The organism is Achromobacter agilis (assembly GCF_900496965.1).
GTDB lineage: Bacteria > Pseudomonadota > Gammaproteobacteria > Burkholderiales > Burkholderiaceae_B > Achromobacter > Achromobacter agilis.
Window position 1 is genome coordinate 74,981 of the sequence record NZ_UFQB01000002.1, and the last position, 17,849, is coordinate 92,829.

Here is a 17,849-nt window from a genome sequence, read left to right on the forward strand (position 1 = left end):
GTAGCGCTGTTTCCGGGTGTCAGACACCCGGGAAGCACCGCCTCCAGCCTGAAGACCGTTTCGTAAGGGTGTCAGACACTGACCATGCCCCGTCGGGCGCGTCTGGAAACCATCCATCTCAGTGTCTGACACCCCTATGCGCCGCCCGTCAGGCTGTAGCACTGTTTCCGGGTGTCTGACACCCCGGAAGCACAAGTCTCCAGCCTGAAAAACCATCTCGTAAGGATGTCAGACACTGGTCTGCTCCTGAGGCCCTGCCTCCAGATGTCAGACCCTGGCTACCTCTGCCTCTGCAGCTACGCCGGCGCCCCGCGCCGCGTCCTCGCGGATCATGTCCGCCGCGCGCTCGGCGATCATGATCGTGGGCGAATTGGTGTTGCCCGACGTGATCAGCGGCATCACCGATGCGTCGGCGATGCGCAGGCCCTCCAGCCCATGCACCCGCAAGCGCGCGTCCACCACCGCGCCGCCGTCTGCATCGCGCCCCATGGCGCAAGTGCCGACCGGATGGAAGATCGTGGTGCCGATCTTGCCGGCCGCTTCCCGCAGCTCGGCATCGGTCTGGAATGCCGGGCCCGGCAGCCACTCCTGCGGCTGGTAGCGCTGCAGCGCGGGCGCCGCGGCGATCCGCCGCACCAGGCGGATGGAGTCCGCCGCTACGCGCAGGTCTCCCTCGGTGCTGAGATAGTTGGGCGTGATGGCGGGCGCCAGGCCTGCGCCCTGCGGACCCTGCGCGTGCACGCTGCCGCGCGACGTCGGCCGCAGGTTGCATACGCTGGCCGTGAAGGCGTCGAAGCCGTGCAGCGGTTCGCCGAAGGCGCCCAGCGACAAGGGCTGGACGTGGAACTCGACGTTGGCGCGCGCCTGGCCAGGATCGGATTTGGCGAACGCGCCCAGCTGGGACGGTGCCATGCTCATCGGACCGCTGCGGTTGATCAGGTATTCCAGACCGATGCCCGCCTTGCCCCACCACGTGGAAGCGATGCGGTTGAGCGTCTTGACGCCGCTTACCTTAAGGATGACCCGCAGCTGCAGATGATCCTGCAGGTTCTCGCCGACGCCCGGCAAGGCGTGGCGCAGCGCGATGCCGCTTTCGCGCAGGCGGGCGGGCTCGCCCACGCCAGACTGTTCGAGCAGTTGCGGCGTGTTCACCGCGCCCGCGGCCAGCACCACCTCGCGGCGCGCCCGCACCGTGGCGGTGGCGGCCCCGCGGCGCAGTTGCACGCCGACGCAGCGCTTGCCGTCGAACAGCAGCTGTTCGGCCAGCACGCCGGTTTCCACGCGCAGGTTCGGACGACTGCGCACTGGACGCAGGAACGCCTTGGACGTATTCCAGCGCCAGCCGCGCCGCTGGTTCACCTCGAAATAGCCGCTGCCGAAGTTGTCGCCGCGATTGAAATCCTGCACGCGCGGAATGCCCTCCTGCTCCGCCGCGGCGGCAAAGGCTTCCAGGATGTCCCAACGCAGGCGCTGCGGCTCCACCCGCCATTCGCCTCCCGCGCCGTGGTGCGCGTCGGCGCCGCGGTGATGGTCCTCGCTGCGCTTGAAGACCGGCAGCACCTGGTCCCAGCCCCACGCCGGATCGCCCGACAGCGCAGCCCAATCCTCGTAGTCCTGGCGCTGGCCGCGCATGTAGATCATGCCGTTGATCGACGAGCAGCCTCCCAGCACGCGGCCGCGCGGGTAAATGAGCGAACGGCCGCCCAGCCCCGGCTCCGCCGTGGTCCGGTACATCCAGTCCGTGCGGGGGTTGCCGATGCAATGCAGGTACCCCACCGGGATATGGATCCAGTGGTAGTTGTCGGGGCCGCCCGCCTCCAGCAGCAGCACCTGCACGGCCGGATCCTGGCTTAGCCGGTTGGCCAGCACACAGCCCGCCGATCCCGCGCCCACGATGATGTAGTCGTATGTCTCCATAAGCTCTTCTTATCTGCTTGCCGGGGCGATGCGCCCGCCGGCGGGGTGAGCCAGCCCGGTTGCGGCACGGGGCGCGCACCGGGTATCTAGTGTGACTCTCGCCCAGCCGCCCGAAACTGTCCAATGAATTGTTGAAAAACGCCTTATAAGCAACTCTAATAATGCTGCGTATTTCCTGCCGCGCCCGGAAGCCCTTCTATTGGATATCCCATGGATCTGAAGCACATCCGCACTTTTGCCGCCGTCGCCCGCGAAGGCAACCTGACGCGCGCGGCCGAGCACCTCCACCTGACCCAGCCCGCGCTGAGCCTGCAGTTGAAGAACTTCCAGGAATCCCTGGACCTGACGCTATTCTCGCGCACCGCCCAGGGCCTGGCGCCCAATGCCGACGGCCGGGCGTTGCTGCCGTCGGCGCAGCGCATCCTGGACGCGCTGGACGATTTCCAGCGCGCCATCGGCGCCCTGCGCGACACCGTCCAGGGCGAGCTGCGCATCGGCACCATTCTCGATCCGGAGTTCCTGCGGCTGGGCGCCACCCTGCAATACCTGGTGGAGCACTATCCGAAAATCCGGCCCACCTTGCGCCACGGCATGTCCGGTTCGGTGGGCCGGCAGGTGCGCGCGGGCGAACTGGACGTGGGTTTCTCGCTGGGGCCGCAGGGCAGCGCGGGCGGCACGCCCGGCCTGGAGGCGCTGCCGCTGGCCTCGTTCGCCTATTGCGTCGTTGCGCCGAAGGGCTGGGGCGCGCAGGTGGCCGGCCGCGGCTGGGCCGAGATCGCCGCGCTGCCCTGGATCTGGACGCCGCCGGATTCCGTGCATCACCGCCTGCTCTGCGCACAGTTCGACGCCCTGGGCATCGCGCCCAACGCCGTGGCGGAAGTGGACCAGGAATCGTCGATGCTGGACCTGGTGCGCTCAGGCGTCGGCCTATCGCTGGCGCGCGACTCCATCGCCCTGCGCGAATCCCAGGCCAACGGCCTGCTGCTGGTGAAGGGGCTGTCGATCCAGGCGGAACTCTCCTTCATCACCCAGGCCGCGCGGCGCGACGACCCGCTGGTGGCCGCCGCCTTCTCCGCCGTGCGGGCGGCGTTCGGCTGACAGCCCGCGCCGCACCAATTTGCTGCGCTGCGCCAAACGGGTGCAGCGCGCACAGGACTATGCACCGGCTTGACGCAGCGGCCCCGCCGGCCGCCGGCGCCTTGCAGCCCGCCCGCGCCTGATTTCGATGCCCGTCCTCCTCGGCGTGCCCAGGCATTCCGGCCTTGCGCCTCCCCGCCCAAGAATCCTGGCACGGACTTTGCTTGATGTCTGGCATGCGGGCCGCAAGGCCGGCACGACAACTTGAGCAATACCGGCAAAGGCGCCCCGACCGCAAGGTCCAGGGCGCCTTTCGCCTTCCGAAACCTGAATATCCAAGCCCCGGGGATATCCCATGAACGTATCGGCCACATCCGGCTCCCTGCAGACCCTCGTTGTCATCGGCAACGGCATGGTGGGCCACCATTGCGTCGAACAGCTGATCGCCCGCGGCGCGCTGGCGCGCTACCGCATACATGTGTTCGGCGAAGAAAGCCGCCGGGCCTATGACCGCGTGCACCTGTCCGAATACCTCAACGGACGGGATGCCGATTCGATGGCGCTGGGCGAAGCGGCGCTCTACGAGCACGAGGGCGTGACCCTGCACCTGGACACCCCCGTCCTGGAGATAGACCGGCGCCATCGCCAGATCGTCACTGCCCAGGGCAACCACGCCTATGACAAGCTCGTCCTGGCCACGGGCTCCCATCCTTTCGTGCCGCCGATCGCGGGCGCGGAAGGCGCCTCGCGCCTGGTGTACCGCACGCTCGACGACCTGGACCGGATCCGCGAAGCCGCCCACGGCGCGCGCCGCGGCGTGGTCGTCGGCGGCGGGCTGCTGGGCCTGGAGGCGGCCAATGCGCTGAAGTCGCTGGACCTGGAGGCGCACGTGGTGGAATTCGCGCCGCGCCTGATGCCGGTGCAGCTGGATGAGCAAGGCGGCGCGGCGCTGCGCGCGCGGATCGAATCGCTGGGCGTGGGCGTGCACCTGTCGCGCGCCACGCAGGACATCCGCCCCGGCACGCAATACCGCTACCGCATGCGCTTCGCCGAAGGTGCCCCGCTGGAGACCGACCTGATCGTGTTCTCCGCCGGCATCCGGCCGCAGGTCACGCTGGCGCGCAAGGCCGGATTGACGCTGGCCGAGCGCGGCGGCATCGCCATCGACGACTTCTGCCGCAGCAGCGACGAACACATCTATGCCATCGGCGAATGCGCGGCCTGGAACGGCAGCGTGTTCGGCCTGGTGGCGCCCGGCTACCAGATGGCGCGCATCGCCGCGGCGGCGCTTTGCGACGAATCCGCCCAGCCTTTCGCGGGCGCCGACATGTCCACCAAGCTCAAGCTGCTGGGCGTCGACGTCGGCTCGATCGGCGACGCCCACGGGGCAACGCCGGGCGCGCGCAGTTACCGCTACATCGACGAGGCCGGCGCAGGCTACCGGCGCCTGGTCGTGTCGGCCGATGGCAAGCGCGTGCTGGGCGCCGTCCTGGTCGGCGACAACAGCTACTACGACACGCTGCTGCAATACGTGCAGAACGGCATCGCGCCGCCCGCCGACCCGGCCAGTCTGATCCTGCCCCAGGGACAGGCCGCCCCGCTGCTGGGCGTGGACGCGCTGCCCGCCTCGGCCACTGTCTGCTCGTGCCACAACGTCAGCAAGGGCGCCATCCGCGACGCCATCGACGGCGGCTGTACGGACCTGGCCTCGGTCAAAGGCTGCACCAAGGCGGCCTCCGGCTGCGGCGGCTGCGCCGGCCTGCTCAAGCAAGTGGTGGAACACGAGCTGGCCGCGCGCGGCGTCGCCGTGGACAAGAGCCTGTGCGAACACTTCGCCTACACCCGCCAGGAGCTCTACGCGATCGTGCGCGTGGGCGGCATCGAGACCTTCGAGCAGTTGCTGGCCAGCCACGGGCACGGCCAGCTCGGCTGCGATATCTGCAAGCCCGCCGTCGGCTCCATCCTCGCATCCTGCTGGAACCGTCCCATCCAGGATCCCCATCTGGTGCCGCTGCAAGACACCAACGACACCTTCATGGCCAACATGCAGAAGAACGGCACCTATTCGGTGGTGCCGCGCATCCCGGCCGGCGAGATCACGCCCGACGGCCTGATCGCCATCGGCGCCGTCGCCAAGAAGTACGGCCTGTACACCAAGATCACGGGCGGCCAGCGCATCGACCTGTTCGGCGCGCAGCTCCATGAACTGCCCGACATCTGGAGCGAACTGATCGCCGCGGGATTCGAGACCGGCCATGCCTATGGCAAGTCGACCCGCACGGTGAAGTCCTGCGTAGGCAGCACCTGGTGCCGCTACGGCGTGCAGGACAGCGTCCGGATGGCGCTGGACATCGAGCACCGCTACAAGGGCCTGCGCTCGCCACACAAGCTGAAGTTCGCCGTTTCGGGCTGCACGCGCGAATGCGCCGAAGCCCAGAGCAAGGACATCGGCGTCATCGCCACCGAGAACGGCTGGAATCTGTACGTCTGCGGCAACGGCGGCATGCGCCCGCGCCATGCCGAGCTCTTCGCCACCGACCTGGACGACGCCGCGCTCATCCGCATCATCGACCGCCTGCTCATGTTCTACATCCGCACGGCCGACAAGCTGCAGCGCACCTCCGTGTGGCGCGAGTCGCTGGAAGGCGGGCTGGACTACCTGAAGCAAGTGGTGCTGGAAGACAGCCTGGGCCTGTGCGCCGAGCTGGAAGCGCAGATGCAGCTGGTGGTGGACCGCTATGAATGCGAATGGGCCAACGCCCTGAACGATCCGGAAAAGCTCAGGCGCTTCCGTACCTTCGTGAACGACAGCCGCCCGGACCCCGATATCCAGTTCGTGGAGGAACGCGGCCAGCCCCGGCCCGCCCCCGCCCGCGTCATTCCCATTGCCGAGGAGATCGCCTGATGGACGCCCTTGCCCATGACCCGCAACCCTGGCGGCCCGTATGCCGCCGCCAGGACCTGGTGCCCAATTCCGGCGTGGTGGCGCTGGTCGAGGGTGTGCAGATCGCGCTGTTCTACGTGCCTCAGGACGAAGACGGCGGCGTATACGCCATCGAGAACCGCGACCCGAAGTCCGGCGCCAACGTCATCGGCCGCGGCATCGTCGGCCACCTGAGCGGCGAGCTCGTGGTCGCCTCGCCGCTCTACAAGCAGCACTTCCGCCTGGCGGACGGAAGCTGCGTGCAATACCCCGACCAGAGGCTGCGTGCCTGGCGCGCGCGCTTCAACGCCGACGCGGTAGAGATCCGCTGAAGCGCCTGCCTGCCCTCCAATTCCCGATATTCCTCCAGAAACAGGAAGCCATCATGTCCTACATTGTCCCTGCCGAATTCGTCACCAAGATGGTGGACGCCGGCGAATCCAAGATCTACATGGCCACTCGCGACGCGCTCATCCGCGCCTACATGGCCGGCGCCATCCTGGCGCTCTCCGCGGTGTTCGCCGTTACCGTATCCGTGCAGACGGGCTCGCCCATCCTCGGCGCCGCGCTGTTCCCGGTCGGCTTCTGCATCCTCTACCTGATGGGCTTCGACCTGCTGACCGGCGTGTTCGTCCTGACGCCGCTGGCGCTCATGGACCGCCGGCCCGGCGTTACCCTCAAGGCCGTCCTGCGGCACTGGGGCGTGATCTTCGTCGGCAACTTCCTGGGCGCGCTGACGGTGGCCTTCCTGATGGCCATCGTGTTCACCTACGGCTTCTCGACGCCGCCCAGCAAGGTCGGCGAGGTCATTTCGCACATCGGCGAGAACCGCACCCTGGGCTACAAGGAATACGGCGCGGGCGGCATGCTGACGATTTTCGTGCGCGGCGTGCTGTGCAACTGGATGGTGTCGCTGGGCGTCGTCGGCGCCATGATCTCCACCACGGTCAGCGGCAAGGTGATCGCCATGTGGATGCCCATCATGCTGTTCTTCGCCATGGGGTTCGAGCATTCCGTGGTGAACATGTTCCTGTTCCCCTCGGCCCTGATCCTGGGCGGCAATTTCTCGATCATGGACTATATGGTCTGGAACGAAATCCCCGTGGTGCTGGGCAACCTGATCGGCGGGCTGTCGCTCACCGGCCTGACGCTCTACACCACGCACATGAAGACCGCGCCCAAGCGCAGCTTCAACTGAGACCCGCCGGCCATGGACCGCTACGCGCCCCGCGAATGCGCCGCCTCCCTGAAGGTCGCGGCGGGCCAGCACAGCGAGCCCGGCAGGAAACCGGTCAACCAGGACTTCCACGGCCTGTGCCTGCCCGGCGAGCCGCTGCTGGGCTCAAAGGGCATCGCGGTCGCGCTGGCCGACGGCATCAGCAGCAGCAACGTCAGCCGCATCGCCAGCGAGACCGCGGTCGCGAGCTTCCTGGAGGACTACTACTGCACGCCGGAAACCTGGTCGGTGCGGAAATCGGCGCAAAAGGTGCTGGGCGCGGCCAACGCCTGGCTGCATGCCCAGACCCGTCAGCGCCACGACCCTGACCGCGACCGCGGCTACGTGTGCACGATGACGGTCATGGTGCTGAAGTCCACCACCGCGCACATTCTCCACGTCGGCGACGCCCGCCTCTACCGCCTGCGCAACGGCGCGCTGGAGCAGTTGACCGAAGACCATCGCGTCTGGGTCGCTCGCGGCAAAAGCTGCCTGAGCCGGGCGCTGGGGCTGGCCCCGCAGCTCGAGATCGACTACCACACCCAGCCGCTGGAACAGGGCGACGTGTTTCTCATGGCGACCGACGGCGTCTACGAACATGTGGACGCGCAAGACATGGCCGCCGCCGTCGCCGCGCATCCCGGCAGCCTCGACGATGCCGCCCGCGCGCTGGCCGCGCTGGCTTACGAGCGCGGCAGCGGCGACAACCTGACGGTGCAGATCGTGCGCATCGACGCCCTGCCCGGCCGCCAGGCCAGCGAACTGGGCCGCTACAGCCTCGACCTGCCCTGCCCGCCGCTGCTGGCCGCGGGCCAGGACTTCGAGGGCTTCCGCATCCTGGACGAACTGCGCGCCAGCTCCCGCAGCCACGTTTACCTGGCGCGCGACCTCGCCAGCGGCGGACAGGCCGTCATCAAGATCCCCTCGCTGGACCTGCGCCACGATCCGGCCTATCTGGAACGGCTGCTGACCGAGGAGTGGATCGCCCGCCGCATCGACAGCCGCCACGTGGTGCGCGCCTGGCCCGCCAAGGGCCCGCGCCGCTACCTGTATACCGCCAGCGAATACATCGAAGGCCGCACCCTGATGCAATGGATGGCCGCCAATCCCAGGCCCTCGCTGGAATCCGCCATCGCGATCGTCGAGCAGATCGCCCGCGGCCTGCAGGCCCTGCACCGGCTGGAGCTCGTGCACCAGGACCTGCGCCCGGACAACATTCTCATCACGCCGGACGGCACGGCGAAGATCATCGACCTGGGGTCCGCCAAGGTTGCGGGCATCGACGAGCTGATGCACGCCGGCGGCCACGCCGGCCCGGTGCTGGGCACGGCCCAGTACGCCGCGCCCGAGTACTTCCTGGGCGAGGCCGGCACGCCCAGGTCCGATCTGTACTCGCTGGCGGCGATGCTCTATCAGATGCTGTCGGGCCGCCTGCCCTACGGGCCGGACGCTGCCCGGGCCCGCAGCCGCGCCGCGCAGCTGCGCCTGAGCTACGTTTCCGTCCTGGGCCGCGACCGCGAGATTCCCGCCTGGATCGACGGCGTGCTCAGCCGCGCGCTGCATCCCGACCCGTGCTCGCGCACGCCCGAGCTATCCGAATTCACCTATGCGCTGCGCCATCCTGCCGAGACCGCCCGGCAGGGCGAACGCCTGCCCCTGCTGGAACGCAATCCGCTGGCCTTCTGGAAGGGGCTGAGCCTGGTCCTGGCGATCGCGCTCGCCGCCCTTTCCCTCCCCTTATGAACGCAAGGACGCCCATCATGAATCCTGCCGTCTGGCTGATCGGCGCAGGCCCCGGAGACCCGGAGCTGCTGACGATGAAAGCGGTCAAGGCCCTGGGCCTGGCCGACGTGGTCCTGGTCGACGATCTGGTCGACCCGCGCATCCTCGACTACTGCCCCGACGCGCGCATCGTGCGCGTGGGCAAACGCGGCGGCTGCCGCTCGACGCCGCAGGACTTCATCCAGCGCCTGATGCTGCGCTATGCCCGGCAAGGGCTGCGCGTGGCCCGGCTCAAGGGCGGAGATCCCTGCATCTTCGGGCGGGGCGGCGAGGAGGCCCAGTGGCTCAGCGCGCACGGGGTCGCCTGCGAGGTCGTCAACGGCATCACCGCCGGCCTGGCCGCCGCGACCGCCGTCGGCATCCCGCTCACGCAACGCGGCCTGGCGACGGGCGTTACACTGGTCACGGCCCATACGCAGGACGGCGGCATGCCCGATTGGTCCGCGCTGGCGCGAGGCGGCACGACACTGGTGGTCTACATGGGAGTCGCAAAACTGCAAGACATGCGCGGCCAGTTGCTGGCGGCGGGCATGGATGCCGCCACCCCCGTGGCGATGATCGAGAACGCCAGCCTGCCCGGACAGCGTGAATGCGCCTCCACGGTCGCGGCCATGGCTGACGACGCAGACGCTTTCCGGCTGCGCAGCCCCGCGGTGCTGGTGATCGGCCAGGTCGCCGCCTGCCGTATGTACGGCGCTCCCGACGCCCCAGCCCTGGCCGAAACCCGCTTGCGCCGCAGCGCCTGACCCAATCCGACCGAGACCGGAATCCTTATGGCCGAACGCCACATGCCACCGCCGCTGCGCTTTCTGCTCGCCGCGCGCCGCAGCGAACTCCATGGCCTGGAAGCCCTGGCGCGCGGCTGCGATCTGGTCGTGCGCATCGGCGCGCTGGCGCACGCGCTGCAAAAGGAACGCGGCTATTCCAATCTATACCTGTGCAGCGGCGATGCGCGCCTGCTGCCGGCACTGGCCGACCTGAGCCGGCAGTCCGAGGCGGTCGAAACCGACGTCCGCCACAGGCTGGACGGACTGGCGGCGGACCCGGCGCCAGGCAACGTGCGCGCCCGGCTGCTCAACGCCATCGCCTATTCCCTCTTCCGGCTGGAAGAACTGGCCGGCTTGCGGCGGCAGGTCCGCGACCGGCGCGTGCCCGCCGAAGATGCCGACGCGCGCTTCACGCGGGCCGTCGGCAGCCTGCTGGCCATCGTCTTCGAGGCCGCGGACACCGCAACGGATCCCGGCGTCACCCGTAACCTGGTGGCGCTGCTGAATTTCATGCAGGGCAAGGAATTGAGCGGCCAGGAGCGCGCCTGCGGCGTCATGGGCTTTACCGCCGGCTGCTTCACCGATGCGCAGAAGGCGCGCATGCTGGGCCTGGCCGCCAGCCAGGACCGCAGCTTCGGCATCTTCGCGCAATACGCCGAAGCCGGCGCCCAGCAACGCTGGGAGCAGATCCAGCAACAGGGGCAGCCAGTGCGGCGCCTGCGCGGCATGGCGCAGCGCACGTCGGACGGGCAGCGCGTGGACGCCAGCCTGGCCGAGTTGTGGTTCGAACTCTACACGGCCCGCATCGACGCCATGCGCGGGCTGGAAAGCCTGCTCGCCGACGCGCTGGCGCAACGCTGCGCGCAACGCATCGCCGACACCCGGCAGGAACTGGACGACCGCCGTCTGCTGCTGAGCCGCTATGCCGACCACGCCAGCGGCCGCACGCCCAGCATGGTGTACAGCGTGCAGGGCCGCGTCATGGACGAACCGCCGCCCGACGGCGTGGGCGAGGAGCTGGAACGGTCCATTCTGGACATGATGCGCGAACAGGCGCTACGCATGCAGCACGCCGACGATGCGCTGGCCGCCGCGCGCGGCGCGCTGGACGAGACGAAGCGCATCGACCGCGCCAAGCTGCTCCTGATCGGCCGCTATGGCCTGACGGAACAGGCCGCGCACGAACGCCTGCAACGCGCCGCCATGGACGGCGGGCTGTCCCTGGCGGACGTCGCGCGGCTGATCGTCGAACAGGACGAAAACTGATGCCGGCGCGGTCCCCGGCGCCCGGCTAGCGGAACACCCGCTGGGTCAGGCTCACCACGGCCGCTATCAACGCCACAGCCATCACCACATGGAAATGGTCCAGGCTGGCCAGCAGCACCGATTGCCGGGAGACCATCTGGGCGATCTGCTCCATCGCCAGCTCGCGGGCCTGCGCCGGCCCCGCCACCGCGGAAAAATAGTCGGTCAACCGGGCCATCGCCGACTCGAAATTCGCATTGCCCGCCACGATGCCGCCGCGCAACCGGTCGTAATGCTCGGAGGTAAACCACTGCTGGCCGATGGTGGCGAGCATGATCCCCAGCGCCTGCCCGATCTGCGCCAGCATGTTCTTTACCTGCTGCGCATGGGCGAACACCGCCGGATCCCCGGTCAGCCCGGTAAACGTCTGCATGGCCGTTGTGGGCATGACAATCATGATGAACACGCCATAGCAGGCCAGCGCGGGAAATACTGCGGTCCACAAATCGGCGTCGGGCGTCAGCCGCGACATCAGCCCGCCGAAGGCCGCCAGCGCCAGGAATCCCGTCACGAAGAACTTGCGCGGCGCGGGCCAGCGCGGCAGCAATTGCGACATCACCGCCCAGGTCAGCACGCCCGCCCCCAGGCCCATGGCGAAGAACTCGCCGGTGGTGGACCAGGACTGGCCCAGCGCGCGCTGCAGCATCACCGGCACCAGGTAGCCATTTGCACCCAGCATCAGGTAGCACGCCATGAACAGCGCCAGCCCGCAGATGAAGCGCACCTCTTTCATGCCGCCCAGCTTGAGCAGCGGCGCGCCATTGCGCGTTTCCGACCGCACGAAGTAGCCCATCGCCGCAGTGCCCGCGACCGCCGACAGCACCAGCAGATGGCGGTCGCTGAAGAAGTCGTAATAGGACCGCTGCAGGGCGTGCAGCACCAGGAAGCTGCCCGCGCCCAAGGCGGCGATCGGCATCGGGCGCGCCTGGCCGGCCAGCACCGCCTCCGCATCCTTGCCCGGCATCGCGCGCGCGACGGGGACCATCGCCAGCAGAGACAGCGCCGCCACCAGCCAGAACATCATCGGCCAACCGTCGCGGTCCACCGCCATCGAGGCCAGCCACGGCGCCAGCGCCGTGCCCACGCACAAGCCGGTCGCCAACGCCTTGATGCCGTGGAAGCGCGCCGGTCCGGGCGGAATCAGGTTGACGCTCAGGCGCGACGACGTGAGCATGGCCGCGCACCCCATGGCCATCAGGATCCTGCCGCACAGAAACCCCGCCTCGCTGCGCGACAGCGCGCAAACCGCGGCGCCCGCGGCCGCCGCGGCCAGCGAGGCCAGCAAATAGCGCCGCAAGCCCAGGCGATGCACCAGCCAGCCCTGCAGCGCGATCATCACCACGGCCACGCAGGCGTAAATCACGGCCACGGTGGAATACTCCTCCGGGCTGGCGCCGATCTCGCCCATGATGGGCGCGGCGGCGAAAGTCACCATGCCGTTCTGCAGGAAATCGATGAGGGTCAGGGCGCCTATGACGAGCAGCAGCGAAGCGCGGGCCGCCGGAATTCCTGATGCGCGTGATGGTTCATGCATGATGTGAGGTTTTGTATGCCCAGGCTGTATATGCCTAGGCAGATAAATAACCAAAAAAAAGCGGACCGATGAGTGTCAGTCCGATTTCGCGTTGATCAGGATGCGCGACAGCAGCTTGTGCAGCGTCTCGGCGTCCTTTTCCGAGAACCCCGTCAACAACCGGCGAAACGCCACTTCGGTCACTTGCCGCGCCTGCGGCAGGGCGGCCTGCCCCAGCGCCGTAAGCTCGATCAGGAAGCTGCGCCGGTCGGATTCGTTTTCCACACGGCGGATGAAACCCTTGGCGGCAATGCGGTCCAGCAGCCGGGTCATGGCGCCGGAGTCATACGCCAGCACGCGGCAGAAATCGCTGAGCGTGCGTCCCCAGCCTTTCGCCAGGCAATTCAGCACCACGTACTGCGGCACCGTCATCTGCAGGGGCGCGAGCTCGCGTTCCAGCGCGTCCTGGATGCCGTTGCGCACGGACGTCACCATGAAACCGAGGTCACCGGTGCAAAACTCGTCCAGCACGGAAGGTTTGGCGTTATTCACGATGGTCTTGCCGTCTGCTCATCGGGATCGATTTCCGCATATTAACTGCCTAGGCAGCAAATATGCAAGAACAGTGTCGCGCGCGCCCGTGCTTTCTGTCCGTCTAGGGCAGGTTCTCGCGGAATATCACCTGGCTGCGGGCCAGTTCCACCCCGTTCATCGCGCTGCGCTTGTCGCGCAGGTTGCAGAAAATGCGCACACAGCTCATCAGCGCCTCCATCGGGCTTTGCGTGATGACGGCGTCCATGGTCCCGTCGATCAGCAGCGAGCGGGTGTCGGGGGTCAGGCCATGGCCGATGAAGACGACGCGATGCTGCAGGCCCGCCTCTTTCAGGGCGCGCGCCACGCCGTCCGACGCGCCGCCGATGTTGTAGATGCCGGCCAGTTGCGGATACTGCTCGAGCAGTTGGCGTGTTTGTTCGTAGTTCCTTTGCGCATCGTCGTAGCCTTCCCGCAAATCCACCACCTGCATAGCCTGGAATTGTTCGGCGTATAGCTGCAGGAAACCGCCCTCGCGCTCCTCGTGCGCCCGGTAGTGGCGCGACCCGGCGATCAGCGCTACGTGCGCCGCCCGCGCGCCGATGAAGCGCGCGATCAAATACCCCGCGGTGCGCCCGGCGGCGCGGTTGTCCAGCCCCACGTAGGCCGCGCGCGCGCTGTTGGCGATATCGGAGATCAGCGTCACCGCCGGCACGCCCTGCTGCGCGAGCGCATCGACGGCTTCGCGCACCGCCGGATGCTCCAGCGCCATGAACGCGATGCCGTCCGCGCGTTTGCCATGCTTGGCCAGCGCCTGGGCCAGCGCGTCGGGGTTGAAGCTTTCGACATATTCGACCTGGCACTTGGCGTTCAGGGGCGCGAAATGCTCGTGCGCGTAGCTGACGGTATCGCCCAGCATGCGGAGATACCGGTTGCTGCCGCGCGGCAGCAGGAAGACCAGCCGCATCGGCTCGGGCGCGGCGGCGGAGCGGAGTTCCTGCTCGGGCAGGTAATCCAGTTCGATCGCGGCCCGGAAGACCTTTTGCGCGGTGCTGGCCCGCACGCCGGAACGGCGGTTCAGCACGCGGTCGGCTGTGGCCGTGGAAACGCCGGCGCGCGCCGCGACATCCGCCAGGCGCGCCAGCTTGCGTTCGGAAGGCGCTCTATTCACATCAAAAACCATCATGAAAGAAGTTTGACGATGATAGCGCCAATTCACTATTGTCCAGTCTGCCGCATGGGGTTGGCGCTTTTGTGGCACATCAAAAAACATCATAGCCATGATTATGGAGACAACCATGAAGCTGCTGACACGCCGCACCGCCCTGCGCCGCCTTGGCGCGATTCCCGCCCTAGCCCTGACCAGCGGCTTTCCGCTGATCGCCCGCGCGGCCGACTACACGCTCAAGTACGGCAACAACCTGCCCGTTACCCATCCGCTGAACATCCGCGCCCAGGAAGCGGCCGAACGCATCCTCAAGGAAAGCAACGGACGCGTGGACATCAAGATCTTCCCGAACAACCAGCTGGGCGGCGACACCGACATGCTGGCGCAGGTGCGCTCCGGCGGCATCGACTTCTTCACGCCGTCGGCCCTGGTCATCGCGACCCTGGTGCCGGTCGCGGCGATCAACGCGGTGGGCTTCGCCTTCAAGGACTACAACCAGGTCTGGAGCGCCATGGACGGCGCGCTGGGCGCGCACGTGCGCGCCGCCATCGCACAGCGCCGGCTCTACGCCTTCGAGAAAATGTGGGACAACGGCTTTCGCCAGACCACCAGCAGCAAAGCGCCCGTGAATACCGCGGCCGACATGGAGGGCCTGAAGATCCGCGTGCCGGTGAGCTCGCTGCCGATCTCCATGTTCAAGGGCCTGGGCGCCGCGCCGGCCAGCCTGCAGTTCAGCGAGGTTTATTCGTCGCTGCAGACCAAGGTGGTGGACGCGCAGGAAAACCCGCTGCCCATCATCCAGGTGGCCAAGCTGTACGAAGTGCAGAAGTACTGCTCGCTCACCAACCACATCTGGGACGGCTACTGGTTCATCGCCAACGGCCGCATGTGGGAAGGCCTGCCGCAGGACTTGAAGACGATCGTCGCGCGCGGCATCAATGAAGCCGGCCTGGCGCAGCGCGAAGACATCAAGAAGCTCAATGCCTCGGTGCAGTCGGACCTGGAGGGCAAGGGCCTGCTGTTCAACCAGCCGTCCGCCGACAGTTTCCGCGAACAGCTGCGCAGCGCCGGTTTCTACAAGGAATGGCAGGGCCGCTTCGGCAACGAGGCCTGGACCCTGCTGGAGCAGGCCGTCGGCAAGCTGGCCTGAGGTCGCGCCATGTCCTCCCTGTCCGCCCCCCACGCCGCGCCGCCGCTGCTGCCGGCCCACCCCTTGCGCCGGGCCGCCGGCGCCCTGGACGGGCTGGTGGGCTGCATTGTCGAACACACGGCCGCCGCCATCGTCCTGGTCGAGATCGCCGTGCTATTCGCCGGAGTGGTGGCGCGCTACGCGTTCCACAGCCCGCTGGTCTGGTCCGACGAGCTCGCCTCCATCCTGTTCCTGTGGCTGTCCATGCTGGGCGCGGTCGTCGCCTTGCGGCGCGGCGAACACATGCGCATGACGGCGCTGGTCAACAACATCAGCCCCGCGCGCCGCGCGCAGCTGGAGACGGCGGCCACGGCCGCGTCGCTGGCCTTCCTGGCGCTGATCCTCGCGCCCGCCGTCGAATATGCGCATGAGGAACACTTCATCATCACGCCCGCGCTGGAACTGAGCAACGCTTGGCGCGCCGCCGCCATTCCGGTCGGCATGGGGCTGATGTCCGTCGTGGCCCTGCTGCGCCTGGTGCGCACGCAGACCCTGCCCCAGATGCTGGTGGCGCTGGCGGGCGCGGCGGCCGTCGTCGGATTGTTCTGGCTGGCGCAGCCGCTGTTCACGTCGCTGGGCAAGCTGAACCTGCTGATCTTCTTCGTCGGCGTCGTCGCGGCCACCGTCTTCGCCGGCGTGCCGATCGCGTTCTCGTTCGCGCTAGCCACGTTCTCGTACCTGATCCTGGCCACCAATACCCCCATGGTCGTGATGGTGGGCCGGCTGGACGAAGGCATGTCCCACTTGATGCTGCTGGCCGTGCCGCTGTTCATCTTCCTGGGGTCGCTCATCGAAATGACGGGCATGGCGCGCGCCATGATCCAGTTCCTGGCCAGCCTGCTGGGCCACGTGCGCGGCGGGCTGTCGTATGTGCTGATCGGCGCCATGTACCTGGTGTCGGGCATCTCGGGCTCCAAGATCGCCGACATGGCGGCCATCGCGCCGGTGCTGTTTCCGGAGATGCAGAAGCGCGGCGCCAAGCCGGGCGACCTGGTGGCGCTGCTGTCGGCCACCGGCGCGCAGACCGAGACCATTCCGCCGTCCATCGTGCTTATCACCATCGGTTCGGTGACGGGCGTGTCCATCGCCGCGCTGTTCACCGGCGGCCTGCTGCCCGCGGTGGTGCTGGGCCTGGCGCTGTGCTCGGTGGTGTGGTGGCGCTACCGCAAGGAAGACCTGAGCCTGGCCCAGCGCTTCACGCTCAAGGAGATCCGCCGCTACTTCGTGATCGCCCTGCCCGCCGTGGCCCTGCCCTTCGTGATCCGTGCGGCGGTGGTCGAAGGCGTGGCGACCGCCACCGAGGTTTCCACCATCGGCATCGTGTATTCCGCGCTCGTCGGCCTGCTGGTCTACCGGCGTTTTGATTGGGCCCGGCTCAAGCCCATGCTAATCGAGACCGCCTCGCTATCCGGCGCCATCATGCTCATCGTGGGCTGCGCCACGGCGATGGCCTGGGCGCTGACGCAATCGGGCTTCTCGGGCGACCTGGCCCGCCTGATGGCCGGCATGCCGGGCGGCGCCTACGGCTTTCTGGCCGTCTCCATCGTGGCGTTCATCATCCTGGGCAGCGTGTTGGAAGGCATTCCCGCCATCGTGCTGTTTGGCCCGCTGCTGTTCCCGATCGCGGCACAGGCGGGCGTGCATGAAGTCCATTACGCCATGGTGGTGATCTTCGCGATGGGCATCGGCCTGTTCGCGCCGCCCTTCGGCGTGGGCTACTACGGCGCCTGCGCCATCAGCCGCGTCGATCCCAACGAAGGGATCGGCCCGATCTGGGGCTATGTCGCCGCCCTGCTGGTGGGCCTGGTCATCGTCGCCGCCTTTCCCTGGTTCTCCATCGGTTTCCTGTGAGGCCCGCGGCCCGGATCCGGGCCGCGCCTGCCCCGCACTCTCCAACCCTTATTCCTGCAAAGATCCATCATGAGTCGTTTCCTGGGCGAAATCCGCCAACTCGGTTATGTGGTCCACGATATCGAAGCCGCCATGGACTACTGGAGCGCCACGCTGGGCGTGGGCCCCTGGTACTACAACCCGCGCGTGCCCATCGTGAACTACCGGTACGACGGCGCCAGCCATGAACCCCACAACTCGGTGGCGCTGGCCAATTCGGGCTTCGTGCAGGTCGAGCTGATCCAGACCCGCAACGACGTGCCCTCCATGTACCGCGACTTCCTGCAAGCCGGCCGCACCGGCCTGCAGCACGTGGCCTACTGGACCGAAGATTACGACGCCGACCTGGAGCGCCTGCTGGCGCAGGGCTTCAAGCCCAAGATGAGCGGCGAAGTGGGCGAAAAGGGCCGCTTCATCTACTTCGATACCGAATACCACCCCGGCACCGTGATCGAACTGTCCGAAGTGGCGGGCCCCAAGGGCCGCATGTTCGACCTGATCCGCGACAGCGCCCGCGACTGGGACGGCAAGGATCCCGTCCGCCCCTTCCCCGATCTGAGCCGGCTCTGAC

At 67.8% G+C, this 17,849-nt stretch carries 14 protein-coding genes; 10 read left to right on the forward strand and 4 right to left on the reverse strand.

The genetic code is table 11. The annotated features are described in order from the left end of the window. Positions 1-267 precede the first annotated feature (267 nt). Positions 268-1,917, reverse strand: coding sequence for a GMC family oxidoreductase (locus AGI3411_RS02550; protein ID WP_129525852.1), 1,650 nt, complete (start codon positions 1,915-1,917; stop codon positions 268-270). A 210-nt stretch (positions 1,918-2,127) separates the two neighbouring features. Between AGI3411_RS02550 and AGI3411_RS02555 the strand changes: the two genes are divergently transcribed. The 7 genes from AGI3411_RS02555 (at position 2,128) to AGI3411_RS02585 (ending at position 10,948) form a co-directional block, all read left to right on the forward strand. Beyond that, positions 2,128-3,015 carry a LysR family transcriptional regulator gene (locus AGI3411_RS02555; RefSeq protein ID WP_129525853.1) on the forward strand — a complete coding sequence of 296 codons (888 nt, stop codon included), beginning with the start codon at positions 2,128-2,130 and terminating at the stop codon, positions 3,013-3,015. A gap of 334 nt (positions 3,016-3,349) precedes the next feature. Beyond that, complete coding sequence (gene nirB / locus AGI3411_RS02560; protein ID WP_129525854.1) at positions 3,350-5,899, forward strand: nitrite reductase large subunit NirB; 2,550 nt, start codon at positions 3,350-3,352, stop codon at positions 5,897-5,899. Beyond that, positions 5,899-6,249: a nitrite reductase small subunit NirD gene (gene nirD / locus AGI3411_RS02565; protein WP_129525855.1), complete on the forward strand. Its 351-nt coding sequence runs from the start codon at positions 5,899-5,901 to the stop codon at positions 6,247-6,249. The genes nirB and nirD overlap by 1 nt, the downstream gene beginning before the upstream one ends. Positions 6,250-6,302: 53 nt before the next feature. After that, a complete protein-coding gene (locus AGI3411_RS02570; protein WP_129525856.1) occupies positions 6,303-7,115 on the forward strand; it encodes a formate/nitrite transporter family protein in 813 nt (270 codons plus the stop codon). Between the two features lie 12 nt (positions 7,116-7,127). Then, complete coding sequence (locus AGI3411_RS02575; RefSeq protein WP_129525857.1) at positions 7,128-8,876, forward strand: bifunctional protein-serine/threonine kinase/phosphatase; 1,749 nt, start codon at positions 7,128-7,130, stop codon at positions 8,874-8,876. A gap of 17 nt (positions 8,877-8,893) precedes the next feature. After that, a complete protein-coding gene (cobA, locus tag AGI3411_RS02580; protein ID WP_129525858.1) occupies positions 8,894-9,661 on the forward strand; it encodes a uroporphyrinogen-III C-methyltransferase in 768 nt (255 codons plus the stop codon). A gap of 27 nt (positions 9,662-9,688) precedes the next feature. Beyond that, positions 9,689-10,948, forward strand: a complete 1,260-nt coding sequence (locus tag AGI3411_RS02585) for a nitrate- and nitrite sensing domain-containing protein (protein WP_129525859.1) — start codon at positions 9,689-9,691, stop codon at positions 10,946-10,948. Between the two features lie 25 nt (positions 10,949-10,973). Here AGI3411_RS02585 and AGI3411_RS02590 read toward each other — a convergent pair whose 3' ends face one another. The 3 genes from AGI3411_RS02590 to AGI3411_RS02600 all read right to left on the reverse strand — a co-directional run bounded on the left by AGI3411_RS02590 (position 10,974) and on the right by AGI3411_RS02600 (position 14,217). Further along, entirely contained in the window at positions 10,974-12,521 is a 1,548-nt protein-coding gene (locus tag AGI3411_RS02590; protein WP_129525860.1) for an MFS transporter, read from the reverse strand. A 75-nt stretch (positions 12,522-12,596) separates the two neighbouring features. Continuing rightward, the gene (locus AGI3411_RS02595) at positions 12,597-13,052 is read right to left on the reverse strand and encodes a MarR family winged helix-turn-helix transcriptional regulator (protein ID WP_208748005.1); all 456 of its coding nucleotides are present in this window, start codon (positions 13,050-13,052) and stop codon (positions 12,597-12,599) included. Between the two features lie 103 nt (positions 13,053-13,155). Then, positions 13,156-14,217: a LacI family DNA-binding transcriptional regulator gene (locus tag AGI3411_RS02600; RefSeq protein ID WP_129525861.1), complete on the reverse strand. Its 1,062-nt coding sequence runs from the start codon at positions 14,215-14,217 to the stop codon at positions 13,156-13,158. A gap of 112 nt (positions 14,218-14,329) precedes the next feature. On the opposite strand from AGI3411_RS02600, the gene AGI3411_RS02605 reads away from it, so the two are divergent. From AGI3411_RS02605 to AGI3411_RS02615, 3 genes are all read left to right on the forward strand, one after another. Next, positions 14,330-15,349 carry a TRAP transporter substrate-binding protein gene (locus AGI3411_RS02605; RefSeq protein WP_129525862.1) on the forward strand — a complete coding sequence of 340 codons (1,020 nt, stop codon included), beginning with the start codon at positions 14,330-14,332 and terminating at the stop codon, positions 15,347-15,349. Between the two features lie 9 nt (positions 15,350-15,358). Beyond that, positions 15,359-17,239 (forward strand): TRAP transporter large permease, encoded by a 1,881-nt coding sequence (locus AGI3411_RS02610; protein WP_129525863.1) that lies wholly within the window; start codon positions 15,359-15,361, stop codon positions 17,237-17,239. A gap of 69 nt (positions 17,240-17,308) precedes the next feature. Then, on the forward strand, positions 17,309-17,848 hold the full coding sequence (locus tag AGI3411_RS02615) for a VOC family protein (protein WP_129525864.1): 540 nt from the start codon (positions 17,309-17,311) through the stop codon (positions 17,846-17,848). Position 17,849 lies beyond the last annotated feature (1 nt).